This is a genomic window from Lysobacter sp. Root76, from assembly GCF_001428685.1.
Lineage (GTDB): Bacteria > Pseudomonadota > Gammaproteobacteria > Xanthomonadales > Xanthomonadaceae > Lysobacter.
On sequence record NZ_LMIK01000005.1, the window covers coordinates 983,257 to 1,002,029 of the forward strand.

17 protein-coding genes and 1 other RNA gene are annotated in these 18,773 nt (G+C 70.0%); 15 read left to right on the forward strand and 3 right to left on the reverse strand.

Annotated features, from left to right (window positions below; genetic code table 11):
- Positions 1-4: 4 nt before the first annotated feature.
- Both ASE10_RS11780 and ASE10_RS11785 read right to left on the reverse strand, forming a co-directional pair.
- Positions 5-397: a YraN family protein gene (locus ASE10_RS11780; protein WP_055908626.1), complete on the reverse strand. Its 393-nt coding sequence runs from the start codon at positions 395-397 to the stop codon at positions 5-7.
- A 14-nt stretch (positions 398-411) separates the two neighbouring features.
- Positions 412-1,872, reverse strand: coding sequence for a penicillin-binding protein activator (locus ASE10_RS11785; RefSeq protein WP_235567556.1), 1,461 nt, complete (start codon positions 1,870-1,872; stop codon positions 412-414).
- Positions 1,873-1,942: 70 nt separating this feature from the next.
- Between ASE10_RS11785 and rsmI the strand changes: the two genes are divergently transcribed.
- Positions 1,943-2,767, forward strand: a complete 825-nt coding sequence (gene rsmI, locus ASE10_RS11790) for a 16S rRNA (cytidine(1402)-2'-O)-methyltransferase (protein ID WP_055908623.1) — start codon at positions 1,943-1,945, stop codon at positions 2,765-2,767.
- Between the two features lie 12 nt (positions 2,768-2,779).
- Here rsmI and ASE10_RS11795 read toward each other — a convergent pair whose 3' ends face one another.
- On the reverse strand, positions 2,780-3,118 hold the full coding sequence (locus ASE10_RS11795; RefSeq protein WP_055908620.1) for a hypothetical protein: 339 nt from the start codon (positions 3,116-3,118) through the stop codon (positions 2,780-2,782).
- A gap of 91 nt (positions 3,119-3,209) precedes the next feature.
- On the opposite strand from ASE10_RS11795, the gene rnpB reads away from it, so the two are divergent.
- From rnpB to ftsA, 14 genes are all read left to right on the forward strand, one after another.
- An RNA gene (gene rnpB / locus ASE10_RS11930) (RNase P RNA component class A) lies at positions 3,210-3,570 on the forward strand.
- A gap of 787 nt (positions 3,571-4,357) precedes the next feature.
- Positions 4,358-4,804, forward strand: coding sequence for a division/cell wall cluster transcriptional repressor MraZ (mraZ, locus tag ASE10_RS11800; protein WP_055908618.1), 447 nt, complete (start codon positions 4,358-4,360; stop codon positions 4,802-4,804).
- An 11-nt stretch (positions 4,805-4,815) separates the two neighbouring features.
- Entirely contained in the window at positions 4,816-5,757 is a 942-nt protein-coding gene (gene rsmH / locus ASE10_RS11805; protein WP_055908614.1) for a 16S rRNA (cytosine(1402)-N(4))-methyltransferase RsmH, read from the forward strand.
- A complete protein-coding gene (gene ftsL, locus ASE10_RS11810) occupies positions 5,754-6,020 on the forward strand; it encodes a cell division protein FtsL (RefSeq protein WP_055908611.1) in 267 nt (88 codons plus the stop codon). Before rsmH ends, ftsL begins: the two co-directional genes overlap by 4 nt.
- On the forward strand, positions 6,017-7,960 hold the full coding sequence (locus tag ASE10_RS11815) for a penicillin-binding protein 2 (RefSeq protein ID WP_082559894.1): 1,944 nt from the start codon (positions 6,017-6,019) through the stop codon (positions 7,958-7,960). The genes ftsL and ASE10_RS11815 overlap by 4 nt, the downstream gene beginning before the upstream one ends.
- A gap of 17 nt (positions 7,961-7,977) precedes the next feature.
- Positions 7,978-9,438 (forward strand): UDP-N-acetylmuramoyl-L-alanyl-D-glutamate--2,6-diaminopimelate ligase, encoded by a 1,461-nt coding sequence (locus ASE10_RS11820; RefSeq protein WP_055909371.1) that lies wholly within the window; start codon positions 7,978-7,980, stop codon positions 9,436-9,438.
- Positions 9,435-10,841: a UDP-N-acetylmuramoyl-tripeptide--D-alanyl-D-alanine ligase gene (gene murF, locus ASE10_RS11825; protein ID WP_056304944.1), complete on the forward strand. Its 1,407-nt coding sequence runs from the start codon at positions 9,435-9,437 to the stop codon at positions 10,839-10,841. The genes ASE10_RS11820 and murF overlap by 4 nt, the downstream gene beginning before the upstream one ends.
- Complete coding sequence (mraY, locus tag ASE10_RS11830) at positions 10,831-11,916, forward strand: phospho-N-acetylmuramoyl-pentapeptide-transferase (RefSeq protein WP_055908605.1); 1,086 nt, start codon at positions 10,831-10,833, stop codon at positions 11,914-11,916. Before murF ends, mraY begins: the two co-directional genes overlap by 11 nt.
- Positions 11,916-13,217: a putative lipid II flippase FtsW gene (ftsW, locus tag ASE10_RS11835; protein ID WP_055908601.1), complete on the forward strand. Its 1,302-nt coding sequence runs from the start codon at positions 11,916-11,918 to the stop codon at positions 13,215-13,217. Before mraY ends, ftsW begins: the two co-directional genes overlap by 1 nt.
- Positions 13,214-14,329, forward strand: coding sequence for an undecaprenyldiphospho-muramoylpentapeptide beta-N-acetylglucosaminyltransferase (gene murG, locus ASE10_RS11840; RefSeq protein ID WP_055908598.1), 1,116 nt, complete (start codon positions 13,214-13,216; stop codon positions 14,327-14,329). The genes ftsW and murG overlap by 4 nt, the downstream gene beginning before the upstream one ends.
- A gap of 8 nt (positions 14,330-14,337) precedes the next feature.
- Positions 14,338-15,771: a UDP-N-acetylmuramate--L-alanine ligase gene (gene murC / locus ASE10_RS11845; RefSeq protein WP_055909367.1), complete on the forward strand. Its 1,434-nt coding sequence runs from the start codon at positions 14,338-14,340 to the stop codon at positions 15,769-15,771.
- The gene (locus ASE10_RS11850) at positions 15,768-16,763 is read left to right on the forward strand and encodes a D-alanine--D-alanine ligase (RefSeq protein ID WP_055908597.1); all 996 of its coding nucleotides are present in this window, start codon (positions 15,768-15,770) and stop codon (positions 16,761-16,763) included. The genes murC and ASE10_RS11850 overlap by 4 nt, the downstream gene beginning before the upstream one ends.
- Complete coding sequence (locus ASE10_RS11855) at positions 16,760-17,515, forward strand: cell division protein FtsQ/DivIB (protein ID WP_082575432.1); 756 nt, start codon at positions 16,760-16,762, stop codon at positions 17,513-17,515. The genes ASE10_RS11850 and ASE10_RS11855 overlap by 4 nt, the downstream gene beginning before the upstream one ends.
- Positions 17,512-18,750, forward strand: coding sequence for a cell division protein FtsA (gene ftsA / locus ASE10_RS11860; protein WP_055908594.1), 1,239 nt, complete (start codon positions 17,512-17,514; stop codon positions 18,748-18,750). The genes ASE10_RS11855 and ftsA overlap by 4 nt, the downstream gene beginning before the upstream one ends.
- Positions 18,751-18,773 lie beyond the last annotated feature (23 nt).

Consider the following 18,773-nt stretch of genomic DNA (forward strand, 5'->3'; position numbering starts at 1 on the left):
GGATTCAGATCTCGTCGGCACGGAAGGCATCGCGCAGCCAATGCAGGCGCGGCGCGTCGGGATCGCCGTCGGCTTCGATCACGTCGAAGCGGCAGGGCGCGTTGCTGTACTGGCGGTGCGCGGCGAGGAAGGCAAGCGCCGCCTGCACCAGGCGCCGGCGCTTGCCGGCATCGACCGAGACCGCACCGCCGCCGAAGGCTGCGCTGCGGCGGTAACGCACTTCGACGAACACCACGCACGGCTCGCGCGGGCCCGGGTCGAGCATCACCAGATCGAGTTCGCCGAAACGGAAGCTGGCGTTGGCCGCGATCTCGCGCAGCCCTTGTGCGAGCAGGTGCGCACGCGCGGCCGCCTCGACCGCCGCGCCGCGGCTGCGTCGGTCCAGTGGCGCGGGCATGCGCTCAGGCCCGCTTAATGGCGCGCGACGTCGCTCAACGAGACGGCCACGCCGCTGCTGAAGACCGACCAGGCCGGCGTGCGCATCACATTGCCGAAGCCGTCGACGCGCAGGGTGCCGGTCGCGCCGGCGACCTGGCCGTCGGCGGCGGTCGCCAGGCGTTCCAGATACGCAGACAGCAGCCAGGCGTCGTAGCCGAACGCGAACAGGCGCGCGGCCGGCCCGCGTGCGGTCGGCAGGGTCTGACCGGCCGCCGCCGCCGCCGGCAGGCCGCGCACGCCGCGCGTGGTCCAGGCTTCGGACGGGAACACGACGCCGTCGAGGACGCGGTCCTGTTCCGGCTTGCCGGTGCCCGAGAGCACGTAGGAGGTCGCCACGCGCGGCTTGCCGCCCAGGCCGGCCAGGGCCAGCTTCGGCATCAGCGTGCGCGCCGAGGCGCCCTTGACCGCGAGGAAGACCGCATCGACGCCGCCGTCCTTGCTGGCGAACGGCGCGAAGTCCGCGGTGCCTTCGCCGACCGCGTCGGTGACGCTGCCGCCGCGGTCGCCCAGCCGCGCGCGTAACGCGGCCACCGCGCGGTTCTGGCCGTCGTCGGCGCCGCCGACCACCAGCACGCGACGCGCGCCCTGGCTCAGCAGGTAATCGGCCGCGGCGATGCCTTCGTCTTCCGGCGACAGCGAGAAGCTGGCATTGCCCGACGGCGGTGCGACCGAGCCGCGATTGAGCGCGAGCACCGGTACCGGCAGCGCGCCCTTGCCGAACAGCGCGCTGACTTCGTCGCGGCCGAGCGGGCCGACCACGAAATCGTTGCCCTCGGCGGCGGCCTTGTCGTAGGCGGCGAGGGTGCCGCCGGCGGTGCCGAGCGTGTCGTAGAACACCACGTCCGGGCGCCGGCGGTTTTCGCCGTAGTAGCCGGCCAGGAAGCCGTCGCGCACCGGCGAGGCCGCAGTGGCCATGGCGCCGGACAAGGGCAGCAGCACCGCGATCTTGGTCGGCGGACGGTAGCCGTCGCTGTCGGCCGGCGGACGCTTGGCGTCGAAGCGCCAGCCTTCGCCGCGGTCGAACGGACGCGGCAGCGGCAGGCCCCGGCGCAGCAGGGCGCGGCCGGCGTAGTTGTAGAGCGGGTCGCCGGGCGGCAGCGCGGCGGCTTCGCGCGCCAGGCTGTCGTTGTCCAGCTGGGTCAGCAGGCGCTCGATCTGGCTGTCGTTCTCGGTGCGCGCGGCGCCGCTGAGGGCCGCGCCGTTGCGCGCGAGTTCGCTGGCCTGGACCACCAGCGGATGCCCGGCGGTGCGTGCCGGCGCCGGACCGGTGTGGGTGGTCACCGTGCCGCAGCCGGCCAGGGTCAGGCCGAGGGCCAGGGCGGCGAGCGCGATCCGGGCGCCGCGCCAACCGGCGCGCGCGCGCGCGGCGGAGCGCGTGGGGTGGGAGCGCGTGGAGTGGGATCCGGTGATCTCGGGCTGAAGGCGCATCGGCATGATTTCGCCGCGACGCGGCGTTCCTTGGGGGACCGGGTACGATTCTACCCGGCCCCGACACGGAAGCACGATGCAAAGCCCCGGTACCCTCCACATCGTTGCGACCCCGATCGGCAACCTCGGCGACCTCTCGCCGCGCGCGCTCGAGACCCTGCGAGGCGTCGCCGCGATCTGCGCCGAGGACACCCGCCACACCCGTCAGCTGCTCGCCCACTTCGGCCTGGAGCGGCCGCTGCTGGCCCTGCACCAGCACAACGAAGACGCGCAGGTGGCGCAGCTGGTCGCACGCCTGCAGGCGGGCGATTCGCTGGCGCTGGTCTCCGACGCCGGCACCCCGCTGGTCAGCGACCCCGGCTTCCGCCTGGTGCGGGCCGCGCGCGCCGCCGGCATCCGGGTTTCGCCGGTGCCCGGCGCCTGCGCCGCGATCGCCGCGCTGAGCGTGGCCGGGCTGGCCTCGGACCGGTTCGCGTTCGAGGGCTTCCTGCCGGCCAAGGCCTCCGCGCGCCGCGAGCGCCTGGCGCGGCTGGCCGCGGAACCTCGGACCCTGCTGTTCTACGAATCCGCGCACCGCATCGAGGAAGCGCTGGCCGACATGGCGGCGGCGTTCGGCGACGAGCGCCCGGCGGTGATCGCGCGCGAACTGACCAAACTGTTCGAAACCGTGCTCGACGGCACCCTGGCGCAATTGCGTGAACGCGTCGCCGCCGATCCGAACCAGCGCAAGGGCGAGTTCGTGGTGATGATCGAAGGAGCGGGCGAAGACGCCGACGCCCAGGTAGTCGAGGGGCGCAGGCTGTACGCGAAACTGGTCGAGTACCTGAAGCCCTCGCAGGCGGCCAAGCTCGCCGCCGAACTCAGCGGTGCGCCGCGCAAGGCGCTGTACGGCGGCGATTGAAACGTCCCGCGCCTATGTTCGCGGCGGACGTGGGTGCGCAAGCGCGGCGACCAATCGATCCATCAATTCCGGGCCGGCCAGTACCTGGAAGTTCCAGATGTCTTCGGACACGAAGATCGGCAGGCCGTTAAGCAGCATCACCCGCTCGCCGCCGTCGATGCCGGACACCTGCTCCAGTTCGGCTTCGGTCTCGCGGATCGAGCGATAGGCGGGCCAGAAGGCGTCGCGCAGTTGCCGTTCGGTCCAGTCGGGCAGGCGCTCGGCCAGATCCTGAGCGCCGATCAGGCCATGACGGCGCAGCATGCCCAGCGGATACAGCGGGTAATGGTCTTCCGGGTCGTCGCTTCGCATGGAACCAACTGATCCTCGCCTGAGCGCGGGCTGCGTCGTAATCGCCAATTTAGCGGTGCCGCGGCGTCGCACGTGCGACAATGCGCGCGGCGGAGTCGGCCAGGCAGTCGCGTCATCGGATCGCAAGATCGGGTGCCGAGGAAAGTCCGGGCTCCACAGGGCACGGTGCCAGGTAACGCCTGGGCGGCGCGAGCCGACGGAAAGTGCAACAGAGAGCAGACCGCCGAACGGCGTCGCAAGACGTGCGTGGTAAGGGTGAAACGGTGCGGTAAGAGCGCACCGCGAGTCCGGCAACGGACCGGCACGGCAAACCCCACCGGGAGCAAGGCCAAATAGGGAGACTATGCCGCGGCCCGCGGTGTCTCCGGGTAGGCTGCTTGAGCGTAGCGGTGACGCTGCGCCTAGAGGAATGACTGCTCACGACAGAACCCGGCTTATGGCCGGCTCCGCCGCTTTTTTAGACGCCGAGGGCGTCTAAAAAAGCCCCAAAGTTTGCGGAGCAAACTTTGGGCCCCGGGCCACTTCTCCAATCCTCGCGGCTGTCGCCGCGCCCCCTTACTAAGGGGGCTCTCCATAAGCGGGGCAGCGCTCCGTTTGTGGTCTGGGCGTTTCAGATTGAGAGGGTGAAACGGGCGCCGGTTTTCTCGCGTTCCTGCATTGGGCCTCTGACGAATTGCATGCGATGCGTGCATTTATGTCGAACGCGCTTTTCGCTCCCTCTCCCGCTTGCGGGAGAGGGCTGGGGTGAGGGCGCGCCGCAGGCGCAAACGCATGAAATCGACGACGTTGAGACGACCTAGTCGCGTCAATCGGTGAGATTCTTCCTATTTCTGACCGACTCTGACCGCTTCCCTGTCCATTCCGCCGGCTCACGACACGCTGAGATTTATTGTTGCACCGCAGCACGCCCGCTCGGCTCCGGTTCAGGATTGCGACGACGGTCAAACTAATCGCCAGAATCTCAAAACATGAGACGAAACAAAGGTTAGTGGATAAGTCTTGAATAAAACTCTGAAGATTGCCGCAAGCCATTGATGCGCCTAGCGAAATTCCGTCTCAAAAGTTGTTGACAACCTTGTGCGCAGTGCTAAGGTGGGCATCTGAGGGAAAACCGGGTTTTTTGTGGTTTTTCAGAGGCCTTGGCCGCCGGTTGGCGGCCAGAACGCAGGTAATCCGCCCACAAGGCGGACCTAACCAGGCGACCCGTCCGGTAGAGAGGGGCGCCGCACAAGGTGGGCAATGTTCCAGGGCGAAACCGCCATCACGATCGACGACAAGGGCCGGCTGGCGGTGCCCACCGCCTACCGCGATCTTGTCGCGCGCGATTGCGGCAACCGCCTGGTCATCACCTACAACCCGTTCGAGGCCGGCAGCCTCTATCTCTATCCATTGACGGTCTGGGAGCGCGTGCGCGACCAGGTCAACGCCCTGCCCAAGGCCAAGAAGGTCAACCGCAACATCCAGCTCAAGCTGGTCGGTGCGGCGTCGTTCGTCGAGCTCGACGGCAACGGCCGCATCACCGTGCCGGCCAGCCATCGCGCCGCCGTGGGCATAGAGAAGAAGGCCGTGCTGCTGGGCATGGGCGACAAATTCGAGTTGTGGAGCGAGCAGGCGCATCACGCCCAGATCCGTCAGACCATTACCGACGACGATCTGAGCGACGAGCTGCTCGACCTGCAGCTGTGACGGGCGGTGGCATGGAGCGCCCGGGTGCGCGGTCCGGCCACCTCCCCGTCATGTATCGGCAGGTACTGGAAGGCCTGCAGGTCAACGGGAGTGGGACGTACCTGGATGGGACGTTCGGCCGTGGCGGTCACGCGCGCGGCGTACTCGATCAACTCGGCGCCGGAGGCCGGCTGCTGCTGATGGACAAGGATCCCGAAGCGATCGCTGTCGCCGAACGCGAGTTCGGCGCCGATCCGCGCGTGGCGATCTTCCGCGGCAGCTTCGCCGAACTGGCGCAGTGGGACGCGACCGCGTCCGGTCTGGACGGCGTGCTGCTGGACCTGGGCGTGTCCTCGCCGCAGCTGGACGTGGCCGAGCGCGGCTTCAGCTTCGGCAAGGACGGTCCGCTCGACATGCGCATGGACCCCGACAGCGGCGAAAGCGCGGCGCAGTGGCTGGCGCGCGCGGACGAGCGCGAGATCGCCGACGTGCTGTGGACCTACGGCGAGGAGCGCCAGAGCCGCAAGATCGCGCGCACCATCGTCGCCCGCCGCGGCGAGCAGCCGCTGCTGCGCACCGCGCAGCTGGCCGACCTGATCGCCTCGGTGATCCCGCGCGGCGACCAGAAAATCCACCCGGCCACCCGCAGCTTCCAGGCCATCCGCATCTTCATCAACCGCGAGCTGGCCGATCTGGAAATCGGCCTGGACGCGGCATTGGCGCGGCTCAAGCCCGGCGGCCGGCTGGCCGTGATCAGCTTCCATTCGCTGGAAGACCGCATCGTCAAGCAGTTCATCGCGCGCCACAGCAAGGCCCCGCCGGCCAACCGACGCATGCCGGTCGAGATCGCATTCACCCCGACCCTGCTGGCGATCGGCGGCGCGCAGAAGGCCGACCACGACGAAACCTTCGACAACCCGCGCGCGCGCAGCGCGGTGCTGCGCGTGGCCGAGAAACTGGGGGAGGCGGCATGACCCTGCGCCTGCTCCTGACCGTGCTGGTGGTGGCGAACCTGGCCTCGGCCCTGGCCGTGGTCTACGCGCGCCATCAGCACCGCCAGTACTTCATCCAGCTCAACAAGCTCGACCGCGAGCGCGACGAACTCAACATCGAGTTCGGCCGCCTGCAGTTGGAGCAGGCGACCTGGGCCGAGAGCAACCGCATCGACCAGGTCGCGCGCGACCGCCTCGGCATGAAGTTCCCGGAAGGCGCCGAAACCGTGGTGATCAAGCCATGAGCGGCCGTCGCGACGACCATCGCAGCGGCCCGCTGGATCGCCTGCTGGGCGAGCGCGGCAAGCGCGGCGGCCCCGACCGTGGCGGCAAGCCGCGCGGCCGCGCCCGCTTCGACCTGCGCAACCGTCTGCTGATCGTCGGCGGCGTCCTGGGCCTGTGCGCGGTGGCGCTGGTCGGGCGCGCGTTCTATCTGCAGGTGCTCGGCAACGACTTCTACCGCCAGCAGGGCGACGCGCGCGCGCTGCGCGAGATTCCGATCCCGACTTCGCGCGGCATGATCACCGATCGCAACGGCGAGCCGCTGGCGGTGTCGACGCCGGTCGAATCGATCTGGGGCAACCCCAAGGAACTGCTGAAGAATCCGGCCCGCCTGCCGGAACTCGCGGCCGCGCTGGGCGTGCCGACCGACTACCTGACCCGCAAGCTCAGCCAGCGCTCGGGCAAGGAATTCCTGTACCTCAAGCGCCGGATCAATCCGGACGAGGCGCACCGCATCCTCGCCCGCAAGATCCCGGGCGTGTTCTCGCAGCGCGAATTCCGCCGCTTCTACCCCCAGGGCGAAGCGATGGCGCACGTGCTGGGCTTCACCAACATCGACGACCGCGGCCAGGAAGGGCTGGAGCTGGCCTTCGACGACTGGCTGCGCGGCAAGCCCGGCGCCAAGCGCGTGATCCGCGACGGCGCCGGCCGCATCATCGAGAACGTCGATCTGCTCAAGTCGGCCGAGCCCGGCCACGACCTGACGCTCACGATCGACCGCCGCATCCAGTACCTGACCTACCGCGAACTGCGCCGCGCCCTGCTCGAAACCGGCGCCAGCAGCGGTTCGGCGGTGGTCCTGGACGTGGACACCGGCGAAGTGCTGGCGATGGCCAACCTGCCGACCTACAACCCGAACCTGCTCGGCTCGGGCAACCCGGACACGCACCGCAACCGCGCCGTCACCGACGTGGTCGAGCCGGGCTCGACCATGAAGCCGATCACCATCGCGGCGGCCCTGCAGTCGGGCCGGGTCACGCCCAACACCATCGTCGACACCACGCCCGGCTCGATGGCCAACGGCCGCTACCGCATCAACGACACCCATAACTATGGTGTGCTGACGGTCACCGGCGTGATCACCAAGAGTTCCAACGTCGGCGCGGCCAAGCTCGCGCTGCCGCTGCCGAACGACTACTACTACCAGTTCGTGAAGGGCTTCGGTTACGGCAGCAAGCCCGAAAGCGGCTTCCCGGGCGAGTCCTCGGGCGTGCTGATGGCGCCGGACCGCTGGAGCGGCACCACCAAGGCGACCATGTCCTACGGCTACGGCCTGTCGGCGACGCCGTTGCAGATCGCGATGGCCTACGCGGCGATGGCCAACGGCGGCAAGCTGATCGCGCCGACCTTCGTGCGCGGCCAGCGCAACGAGCCGCGCCAGGCGCTGGAACCGAAGATCGCGGCGGAAGTCATGAGCATGATGCAGACCGTGACCGAGCCCGGCGGCACCGCCAAGGCCGCGGCGATCCTGGGCTATCACGTCGCCGGCAAGACCGGCACCGCGCGCAAGTTCAGCGGCACGGGCGGCTATTCCAACAAGTACATCTCGCTGTTCGCCGGCGTGGTGCCGGTCAAGCGCCCGCGCTTCGCCATGACCGTGGTCATCAGCGAGCCGGATCCGTCGATGCGCGGCTATTACGGCGGCTCGGTGTCCGGTCCGGTGTTCCGCAACGTCATGGACGGCGCGCTGCGCCTGATGGACGTGGCGCCCGACGATATCGACACCTGGCTCGCGGCGCAGTCGGCGGCCGAGGCCAAGCGCCTCAGGGCCAACGGCGGCAAGCCCAGCGGCCCGGTGCTGCCGGTCGACGCCGAGGCGGTCGCCGAGGGCTTCGAGGAACTGCCGGCCGACCTGCCGCCGGTGGCGGCCGGCGCGGTCGCGCCGATCGGAGCCGGACGATGAGCGCCGTCCGCCGCCGCATGCTCTTGCGCGAACTGCTGCCCGACGTGGCCGGCGTTCCCGCGGACCTGGAAATCACCGGGCTGACCCTGGACAGCCGCAGCGTGCGCGCCGGCAACGCCTTCGTCGCGATCGCCGGTTTCGGCGCGCACGGGCTGAAGTTCGTCGCCCAGGCGCGCGCCGCGGGCGCTAGCGCGATCCTGTTCGAACCGCCGGCGCCCGCCGACCTGCCGGCGCCCGCCGACGCCATCGCCGTGCCCGGTTTGCGCGCGCGCCTGGGCGAGATGGGCGACCGCTTCCACGGCCGGGCCAGCGAGGCGATGACCGTGGTCGGGGTGACCGGCACCAACGGCAAGACCTCGACCGTGCAGCTGCTGGCGCAGGCCTGGACCTTGCGCGGCCTGCGCTGCGGCACCATCGGCACGCTCGGCGCCGGACTTTACGGCGAGGTCGTGCCGACCGGCTTCACCACGCCTTTGGTGTTGCAGTTGCATGAGCTGCTCGCCGAAATGCACGACGCCGGCGCCCAGGCCGTGGCGATGGAAGTCAGCTCGCACGCGCTCGACCAGGGCCGCGTCGACGGCACCCATTTCGATGTCGGCGTGTTCACCAATCTCACCCGCGATCACCTCGACTACCACGGCGACATGGCCAGCTACGGCGCGGCCAAGGCGCGCCTGTTCGCGTGGCCGGGCCTGAAGGCGGGCGCGATCAACCTCGACGACGAGTTCGGCCGCGGTTTGCACGCGAGCCTGCCGGCGACGGTGCGCGCGATCGGCCTGAGCTCGCGCGGCGCGGACCATGCGCAGCTGCGCGCCGAGCGCCTGAGCTTCGACAACCGCGGTATCGGCTTCGATCTGGTGGTCGACGGCCAGGCCCATGCGGTGGTCTCGCCGCTGCTGGGCCGCTTCAACGTCGACAACCTGCTGGCCGTGGCCGGCGCGCTGTATGCGCTGGGCGACGCGCCGGCGCAGATCGCCGCGACCCTGTCGCAGCTGCAGCCGATCCACGGCCGCATGAACCGCCTCGGCGGCGACGCCGGCCGTCCGTTGGTGGTGATCGACTACGCTCACACCCCCGATGCGCTGGAGCAGGCGCTGACCTCGCTGCGCGGCCACGCGCGCGCGCGCCTGATCTGCGTGTTCGGCTGCGGCGGCGAGCGCGACCGCGGCAAGCGTCCGCAGATGGCGGCGATCGCCGAGGCCCGCGCCGACACGGTCGTGGTCACCGACGACAACCCGCGCCGCGAAGACGGCGATGCCATCGTCGCCGACATCGTCGCCGGCTTCGCCCATCCCGAGCGCGCGATCGTGCTGCGCGACCGTGCCGCGGCGATCGCGCGCGCGATCGCCGATGCCGGTCCGGACGACATCGTGCTGGTCGCCGGCAAGGGCCACGAGCCTTACCAGGAAATAGACGGCGTGCAGCATCCCTTCGACGACACTCGCATCGCGCATGCGGCGCTGGAGGCGAGGCCATGAAGCGGCTGCGCCTGTCCGAGATCGCGCGCATGACCGGCGGCCGCCTGCACGGCGAGGACGCCGTGGTCGCCGCTGTCGTCACCGATACCCGCGCCCTGGCCGAGGCGGGCGACGCCTTGTTCGTCGCGCTCAAGGGCGAACGCTTCGACGGTCACGACCATGTCGGCGCCGCGGCCGCTGCCGGCGTGGCCGGCGCATTGGTGTCGCGCCAGCTCGATACGGCGCTGCCGCAGGTGATCGTCGCCGACACCGAGCGCGCGCTGGCCGCCTTCGCCACCGCGGTGCAGCGCGAGCGCACGGCCACGACCACGCTGGCGATCACCGGCAGCAGCGGCAAGACCAGCGTCAAGAACCTGACCATCGCGATCCTCGAACGCGCCGGCCGCGCCTACGCGACGCCGGGCAACCGCAACAACGAGATCGGCATGCCGCTGGCGGTGCTGGCCGCGCCCGAGGACGCGCAGTTCGCGGTCTACGAGATGGGCACCGGCGCGCCCGGCGATATCGCCTACCTGACCGCGATCGCGCCGCCGCGCGTGGCCGTGGTCAACAACGTCGCGCCCGCGCACCTGGAGCGCATGGGCAGCCTGCTCGCGATCGCCGACACCAAGGCCGCGGTCTACGACACGCTGCCGCCGGACGGGGTCGCGGTGATCAACGCCGACGATGCGTTCGCGCCGTTCTTCGCCGAACGCGCGCACGGCCGTCGCCTGATCCGTTTCGGCCTGGACGCCAGCGCCGACGTGAGCGCGCGCGACATCCGCCTGGGCGAGGAAGGTTCGCAGTTCGTGCTGACCACGCCGCAGGGCCAGGCCGCGATCGCGCTCGCCATCCCCGGCCGCCACAACGTGCGCAACGCGCTCGCGGCCGCCTCGCTGGCGCTGGGCGCAGGCGTGGCTCTGGCGACCATCGCCGAGGGCCTGAACGCCGCGCGTCCGGTGTCCGGGCGCCTGGTCACGCATCGCCTGCGCAGCGGCGCGGTGCTGATCGACGACAGCTACAACGCCAATCCCGGTTCGGTGGCCGCGGCCATCGACACGCTCGCCGACGCCACCGCGCACGGCCGCGCGGGCGAGGGCTGGCTGGTGCTGGGCGACATGCGCGAGCTCGGCCCGGACGGTGCGGCGATGCACGCCGAGGCCGGCCGTCGTGCCAAGGGCGCCAGCCTCAAGCGCCTGTTCGCGCTGGGTCCGCTCAGCGTCGAAGCGGCGCGCGCGTTCGGCGAAGGCGCTACGCATTACGAAAGCCACGAGGCGCTGTCGCAGGCGCTCGCGGCGGAGCTGCGCGAGGGTGTGCGCGCGCTGGTGAAGGGGTCGCGCGGTAGCGCGATGGATCGGATCGTGACTGCGCTGCTGGCCAGCGACGCGTCGCCGGATGGGGAGGAATCGACGCATGCTGCTTGAACTGACGCGCTGGCTGGAACAACTGCAGAGCCTGTTCGGTCTGTTCGGATACCTGACGTTTCGCGGCATCCTCAGCGCGCTGACCGCGCTCGGGCTGTCGCTGTGGTGGGGGCCGGCGGTGATCCGCAAGCTCGCCCAATACAAGGGCGGCCAGCCGATCCGCAAGGACGGCCCGCAGTCGCACTTCTCCAAGGCCGGCACGCCGACCATGGGCGGGGCGCTGATCCTGATGACCGTGCTGGCCTCGGTGCTGCTGTGGGGCGACCTGCGCAACCGCTACGTCTGGCTGGTGATCGCGGTGATGCTCGCGTTCGGCGCGATCGGCTGGTACGACGACTGGATCAAGATCGTGCACCGCGATCCCAACGGCCTGAAGTCGCGCTGGAAGTATCTGCTGCAGTCGATCTTCGGCCTGGCCGCGGGCGTGTTCCTGTACTACACCGCCGACGCCCCGGCCGCGACCACCTTCTACATCCCGATGCTGAAGTCGGTCGCGCTGCCGCTGGTGGGCGTGAGCTTCATCGCCATCGCCTACTTCTGGATCGTCGGCTTCTCCAACGCGGTCAACCTGACCGATGGCCTGGATGGTCTGGCGATCATGCCGACCGTGCTGGTCGCCTGCGCGCTGGGCGTGTTCGCCTACGCCTCGGGCAACGCGGTGTTCTCCAACTACCTGCAGATCCCTCAGGTACCGGGCGCGGGCGAGCTGGTGATCATCTGCGCCGCGATCGCGGGCGCCGGCCTGGGCTTCCTGTGGTTCAACACCTATCCGGCGATGGTGTTCATGGGCGACATCGGTGCGCTGGCGCTGGGCGCGGTGCTCGGCACCGTCGCGGTGATCGTGCGCCAGGAACTGGTGCTGGTGGTCATGGGCGGCGTGTTCGTGATCGAAACGCTGTCGGTGATGATCCAGGTCGCCTCGTTCAAGCTCACCGGCAAGCGCGTGTTCCGGATGGCGCCGATCCATCACCACTTCGAGCTCAAGGGCTGGCCCGAGCCGCGCGTGATCGTGCGCTTCTGGATCATCTCGGTGGTGCTCGTCCTCGTCGGCCTGGCGACCTTGAAGGTGCGCTGATGAACGACTCCGCCGCTCGCCAGGCAACACGACTGGACGCCATCCACGGACGCTACGATCCGTGGCTGCTGGCGGTGTCGTGCGCGCTGGCCTGCGTCGGTCTGGTCATGGTCGGCTCGGCTTCCATCGGCGTGGCCGACGGCCACGACGTTGGCCCGTTCTACTTCCTGACCCGGCACGCGGTGTTCCTGGCGATCGGCCTGGTCGCGGCGGTGTGGCTGATGCGCACCGAACTCAAGACCATCGAGCAGCACAACCAGCTGCTGTTGCTGGTGTGCCTGGCCCTGCTGCTGGCGGTGTTCGTGCCCGGCATCGGCAAGAGCGTCAACGGCGCGCGCCGCTGGCTCAACCTGGGCGTGTCGAATTTCCAGGCCGTGGAAGCGGTCAAGCTGCTCTACATCCTGTGGCTGGCGAGCTATCTGAAGCGCTTCAGCGAGGATATCTCGGCGACCTGGCTGGCGATGCTCAAGCCGATCGGCGTGGCCGTGGTGCTGGTGGCGATGCTGCTGATGCAGCCGGACTTCGGTTCCTCGTCGCTGATCCTGGCGATCACCGCCGGAATGCTGGTGCTGGGCGGCGTGAACATGCCGCGCATGTTCGGCCCGGTGCTGATCGGCCTGCCGGTGCTGGCGATCGTCGCGATCGCCGAGCCCTACCGCGTGAGCCGTCTGACCTCGTTCCTGAATCCCTGGGCGGACCCGTTCAAGACCGGCTACCAGCTCACCAACGCGCTGATGGCGGTCGGCCGCGGCGAATGGCTGGGCGTGGGCCTGGGCGCGTCGGTGCAGAAGCTGTCGTACCTGCCCGAGGCGCACACCGACTTCATCCTGGCGGTGATCGCCGAGGAGTTCGGTTTCCTCGGCGTATGCCTGGTGGTCGGCCTGTACGCGCTGCTGGCCGGGCGCGCGTTCTGGATCGGATTGAAGTGCGTCGAGATGCGCCGCCACTTCTCCGGCTATATCGCCTTCGGCATCGCCCTGTGGATGAGCCTGCAGAGCTTCGTCTCGATCGGCGTGAACCTGGGCCTGCTGCCGACCAAGGGCCTGACCCTGCCGATGATTTCCTACGGCGGCTCCAGCGTGATCATGACCTGCGCCGCGCTGGGCGTGCTGCTGCGGGTGTCCTACGAGCTCGACCGCGCCCAGCGTCAGGTCGCGCGCCTGCGCAACGAGGCCGCGCAGCCTTCGGCCGGCGTGCCGGCGACCGCCAATCCGCTGCCGGGCGTCGCTGGCGATCCCGCGCGCGGCACCAGCCGCCTGCGCCAGCGCGCCGAACCCAGCCTGGGGAGGACGACGGCATGAGCGTGCACAACGCCGCCACCGACTCCGACCTGCATCCGGTGATGATCCTCGCCGGCGGCACCGGCGGGCATATCTTCCCGGGGCTCGCGGTCGCGCATGCGCTGATCGCGCGCGGCGCGCCGGTGCTGTGGCTGGGCGCCGACGGCGGCATGGAAACGCGGCTGGTGCCGCAGCACGGCATCGCCATCGACACCATCGCGGTGCGCGGCATCCGCGGCAAGGGCGTGGCCGCTCTGCTGGCGGCGCCGTTCAAGGTGCTATCGGCGGTGCGTGCAGCGGCGCAAACCCTGCGCGAGCGTCAGCCGTGCGCGGTGATCAGCTTCGGCGGTTACGCCGCCGGGCCCGGCGGCATCGCTGCGCGCCTGGCCGGCATTCCGTTGATCGTGCACGAACAAAACCGCGCCCCCGGTATGACCAACCGCGTGCTCGCGCGTTTCGCCCGCCACGTGCTGACCGGTTTCCCCGACACCTTCACGAACCGCAACGAAGAAGTCGTCGGCAATCCGGTACGCGCCGAGATCGCCGCGGTCGCGCCTCCGGCCGAACGCTTCGGCGGACGCAGCGGGCCGCTGCGCCTGCTGGTGCTGGGCGGCAGCCAGGGCGCGCGCGCGCTCAACGCCGCCGTGCCCAAGGCGATCGCCGGTCTGCATGGCCGCCTGAGCTGCGAGGTGCGTCATCAGTGCGGCGAGAAGCTGCGCGACGACGCGGTGCGCGCCTATGCCGACGCCGGCGTGACCGCTTCGGTCGAACCGTTCATCGCCGACATGGCCGCCGCCTACGCCTGGGCCGATCTGGTGATCTGCCGGGCCGGCGCGCTGACCCTGGCCGAGCTGTGCGCCGTCGGCGTCGGCAGTGTGCTGGTGCCGTTCCCGCAGGCGGTCGACGACCACCAGACCAAGAACGCGCAGTACCTGGTCGATCGCGGCGCGGCCCAGCTGCTGCCGCAGAGCACCGATCTGGCCGAACGCATCTCGGCCACCATCGAAATTCTCGGCGAGCGCGAGGGCCTGCTGCAGATGGCCATCGCCGCGCGCGCCCTGGCCAAACCCGACGCGGCCGAACGGGTCGCCGACATCGTCCTGGAGCAATCGAACATGAGGAAGCCGGCATGAGTACGGCCCTGCGCCGCCGGCTGCAGCACACGGGCGATCTGGCCAAGGCCTTTCCGCGCGTGCACTTCGTCGGCATCGGCGGCACCGGCATGAGCGGCATCGCCGAGGTGATGTGCACGCTGGGCTATCAGGTGTCCGGCTCGGACATGGCCGACAACGCGGTCACCCGCCGCCTGGCCTCGCTGGGCATCGCCGTGCACCGGGGCCATGCCGCCGCCAACGTGCTCGGCAGCGACTGCGTGGTCGTGTCCAGCGCGATCAAGCGCGACAACCCGGAACTGATGGAAGCGCGCGCTCAGCGCATTCCGGTGGTGCCGCGCGCCGAGATGCTGGCCGAGCTGATGCGCTTCCGCCGAGGCATCGCCGTCGCCGGTACCCACGGCAAGACCACGACCACCTCGCTGGCCGCGAGCGTGCTCGGCGAGGGCGGTATCGATCCGACCTTCGTGATCGGCGGACAGCTGCTCGCCGCCGGCGCCAACGCGCGCCTGGGCGGCGGTCAGTGGCTGGTGGCCGAGGCCGACGAGAGCGACGGCAGCTTCCTGCGCCTGAACCCGCAGATCGCGATCGTCACCAACATCGACGCCGATCACCTGGAGAACTACGGCGGCGACTTCGCCAAGGTGCTGGCCGCGTTCGAGGAATTCCTGCACCGCCTGCCGTTCTACGGCCTGGCCGTGCTGTGCATCGACGACCCCAAGGTCGCCGCGCTGGCCGCGGAAACGCCGCGCCACGTGATGACCTACGGCTTCGACGAGGCCGCCGACGTGCGCGCCGAGGATGTCGAGCAGCACGGTCCGAACATGCGTTTCACCCTGTGCCTGCCGGACGCGACCCGCACCGAGGTGACGCTGGCCCTGCCGGGCCGGCACAACGTCCAGAACGCCCTGGCCGCGGCCGCGGTGGGCTGGCAGCTGGGCGTGCAGCCGGACGCGATCGCGCGTGCGCTGCAGAACTTCGCCGGCATCGGCCGTCGCTTCAACCTGCTCGCACAGCTGCGCACCGCCAAGGGCGCGACCGTGCAGCTGGTCGACGACTACGGCCATCACCCGAAGGAACTTGAGGCCGTGTTCGCCGCCGCCCGCGGCGGTTGGCCGGACAAGCGTCTGGTGGTGGCGTTCCAGCCGCACCGTTACAGCCGCACCCGCGATCTGTTCGACGAATTCGCCGCGGTGCTGTCCAGCGTCGACGCGCTGGTGCTCACCGAGATCTATCCGGCCGGCGAAGCGCCGATCGCCGGCGCCGACGCCAAGTCGCTGGCGCGCGCGATCCGCGCGCGCGGCCGCATCGATCCGGTCGTGGTCGGAGGTGCCGCCGAGCTGGCCGCGGTACTGCCCGACGTCCTCAACGACGGCGACCTGCTGCTGATGATGGGGGCCGGCGACATCGGTCATGCCGCGCAGCAGATCGCCAGCCAAGGTTTCCAGGGAGAATCCAAGTGAGTTCGCAGTTCGCTCCGCTCCGCGTCACCGATCCGGCCGTGTTCGGACGCGTTGCCGTGCTCATGGGCGGCACCAGCGCCGAGCGCGAGGTATCGCTGGATTCCGGCCGCGGCGTACTCGAAGCGCTGCGCTCGCGCGGCGTCGACGCATTCGCGGTCGATGGCATCCCGGCGCTGATCGAAGCGGTGATCGCCGGTCAACGATCCGGCGCTGGCCGCGTCGACCGCGTGTTCAACATCCTGCACGGCAACAAGGGCGGCGGCGAAGACGGCGTGCTGCAGGGCCTGCTCGAAGCGCTCGGCGTGCCCTACACCGGCTCGGACGTGCTCGGCTCGGCGCTGGCCATGGACAAGATCCGCACCAAGCAGGTGTGGATGGCCGAAGGCCTGCCGACCCCGCGCTACAAGCGCATCGCCAAGGGCGACGACGTGCATGCGGCGGCGCGCGAAATCGGCCTGCCGGTGATCATCAAGCCGTCCAGCGAAGGTTCCAGCGTCGGCGTGTCGCGCGTGCTCAACGACGCCGACATCGACGAGGCCGTGGCCCTGGCCGCGCGCTACCCCGGCGAGATGCTGATGGAGCAGATGGTGGTCGGCGACGAGCTGACCGTGGCGGTGCTGATCAACGGCGACGGCTATACCGCGCTGCCGTCGATCCGGATCGTGCCCAAGGGGCTGTGGTACGACTACCACGCCAAGTACATCGCCGACGACACCCAGTACCTGTGCCCGGGCCTGGAGGGCGCGGCCGAGGACGAAATCCGCGACCTGGCGATGCGCGCCTTCGTCGCGGCCGGCTGCAAGGGCTGGGGCCGGGTCGACGTGATGCGCGACCGCGACAGCGGTCAGCTGTACCTGATCGAGGTCAACACCGCGCCGGGCATGACCAGCCATTCGCTGGTGCCCAAGGGCGCGCGCCAGGTCGGGATCGAATACGACGAGCTGTGCTGGCGCGTGCTGGAAGCGACCGTGCGAGGAGGTGCGCCGGCGTGAACGCCATGCTGCGCCTCATCGGTTGGCTGCTCGCGCTGGCGCTGGTCGCGCTGCCGGTGGTCGCCGTGCTCAACGGTTGGATCGGCGCCGGCCAATGGCCGCTGCGCAAGCTGCGCGTGACCGGGCAGTTCGATCGGGTCGACGAGGCGCTGCTGCGACGCACGCTGCTGCCGTACGCGCAGCGCGGCTTCTTCGCGGTCGATCTGGCTTCGGCGCAGGGTGCGGTCGCCAGGCTGCCGTGGGTCGAACACGCCGAAGTGCGCAAGCGCTGGCCGGACGTGCTGGAAGTGAGCGTAGCCGAGCACCGTCCGTTCGCGCGCTGGGGCAAGGACCGCTTGCTGTCCGAGCAGGGCCGGCTGTTCCCGTCGCAGGGCGTCGAGGTGCCCAAGGGGCTGCCGCAGTTCGCCGGGCCTGATACGCGCGTGGCCGAAGTGGTCGCGCTTTACAACGAGTCGCGCGCGATGTTCGCGCCGATCGGAATGGATGTGCAGCGGGTCGAGATCGACCAGCGCGGCAGCTGCACGCTCGGCCTGGTCAACGGCGCCGCGCCGGAAGGCACCGAGGTCGTGGTCGGGCGCGATCAGGCGCGCGCGCGGCTGGCGCGCTTCGTGCGGCTGATGCCGCGACTGCTGGCGCAGCGGGTGCAGATCCTCGCCCGCGCCGATCTTCGTTACACCAACGGTTTCGCGCTGTCCTGGGCGCCGATCACGGCGCCCACGGCGGCAACGCAGCAACAGCAGGAAAAGTCATGAATCGCAAAGGCGACAAATCGCTGATCGTCGGTCTCGACATCGGCACCTCGAAGGTGGTCGCGCTGGTGGGCGAGTACTCGCCGGGCAATCCGATCGAGGTCATCGGCATCGGCTCGCACGAATCGCGCGGTCTCAAGCGCGGCGTGGTGGTCGATATCGAGTCGACGGTGCAGTCGATCCAGCGCGCGATCGAAGAGGCCGAGCTGATGGCCGGCTGCGAGATCCGCTCGGTCTACGCCTCGATCTCCGGCAATCACGTGCAGTGCCGCAACTCGCAGGGCATCGCCCCGATCCGCGACGGCGAGGTCACCTACGGCGACCTCGACCGGGTGCTGGAGGCGGCCAAGGCGGTGGCGATCCCGGCAGACCAGAAGATCCTGCATGCGATCCCGCGCGACTACGTGCTCGACGATTCGCAGGAAGGCATCCGCAATCCGGTCGGCATGACCGGCGTGCGCCTGGAGGTGCACGCGCACCTGGTGGTGTGCGCGCAGTCGGCCGCGGCCAACATCAGCAAGTGCGTGCAGCGCTGCGGGTTGCAGGTCGACGACCTGATCCTGAGCGTGCTCGCCTCCAGCACCGCGGTGCTGACCAGCGACGAGCGCGAACTGGGCGTGGTCCTGGTCGACATCGGCGCCGGCACCACCGACATCGCGGTGTTCGTGCAGGGCGCGATCGCGCACAGCGCGAGCCTGGCGATCGCCGGCGACAAGGTCACCGAGGACATCGCGCACATGCTGCGCACGCCCACGCCCGAGGCCGAGCAGATCAAGGTCCGCTACGCCTGCGCGCTGGCGCAGATGGCGACCGCCGAGGAATCGATCCAGGTGCCCAGCGTCGGCGACCGGCCGCCGCGGCGCATGCCGCGCCACTCGCTGGCGCAGGCGGTGCAGGCGCGCTACGAGGAAATCTTCGAAATGATCCAGGCCGAGCTGCGCCGTTCGGGCTTCGAACAGCACGTGCGTGCCGGCATGGTCCTGACCGGCGGCGCCGCGAAGATGGAAGGCGTGGTCGAGCTGGCCGAGGAAATGCTGCAGATGCCGGTGCGCGTGGGCATCCCGCAGCACGTGACCGGCCTGGGCGAAGTGGTCGGCAACCCGGTCCACGCCACCGGCGTCGGGCTGCTGCTGATGGGCAGCCAGATCGAGCACCCCCGGCGCAGCTCGGTGATCCCGACCGGTCGCGCCGGCAGCTTCTTCAACAAGATCAAGAACTGGTACCGCGGCGAGTTCTGACCGATGCGAACGGTCGTGAGCGA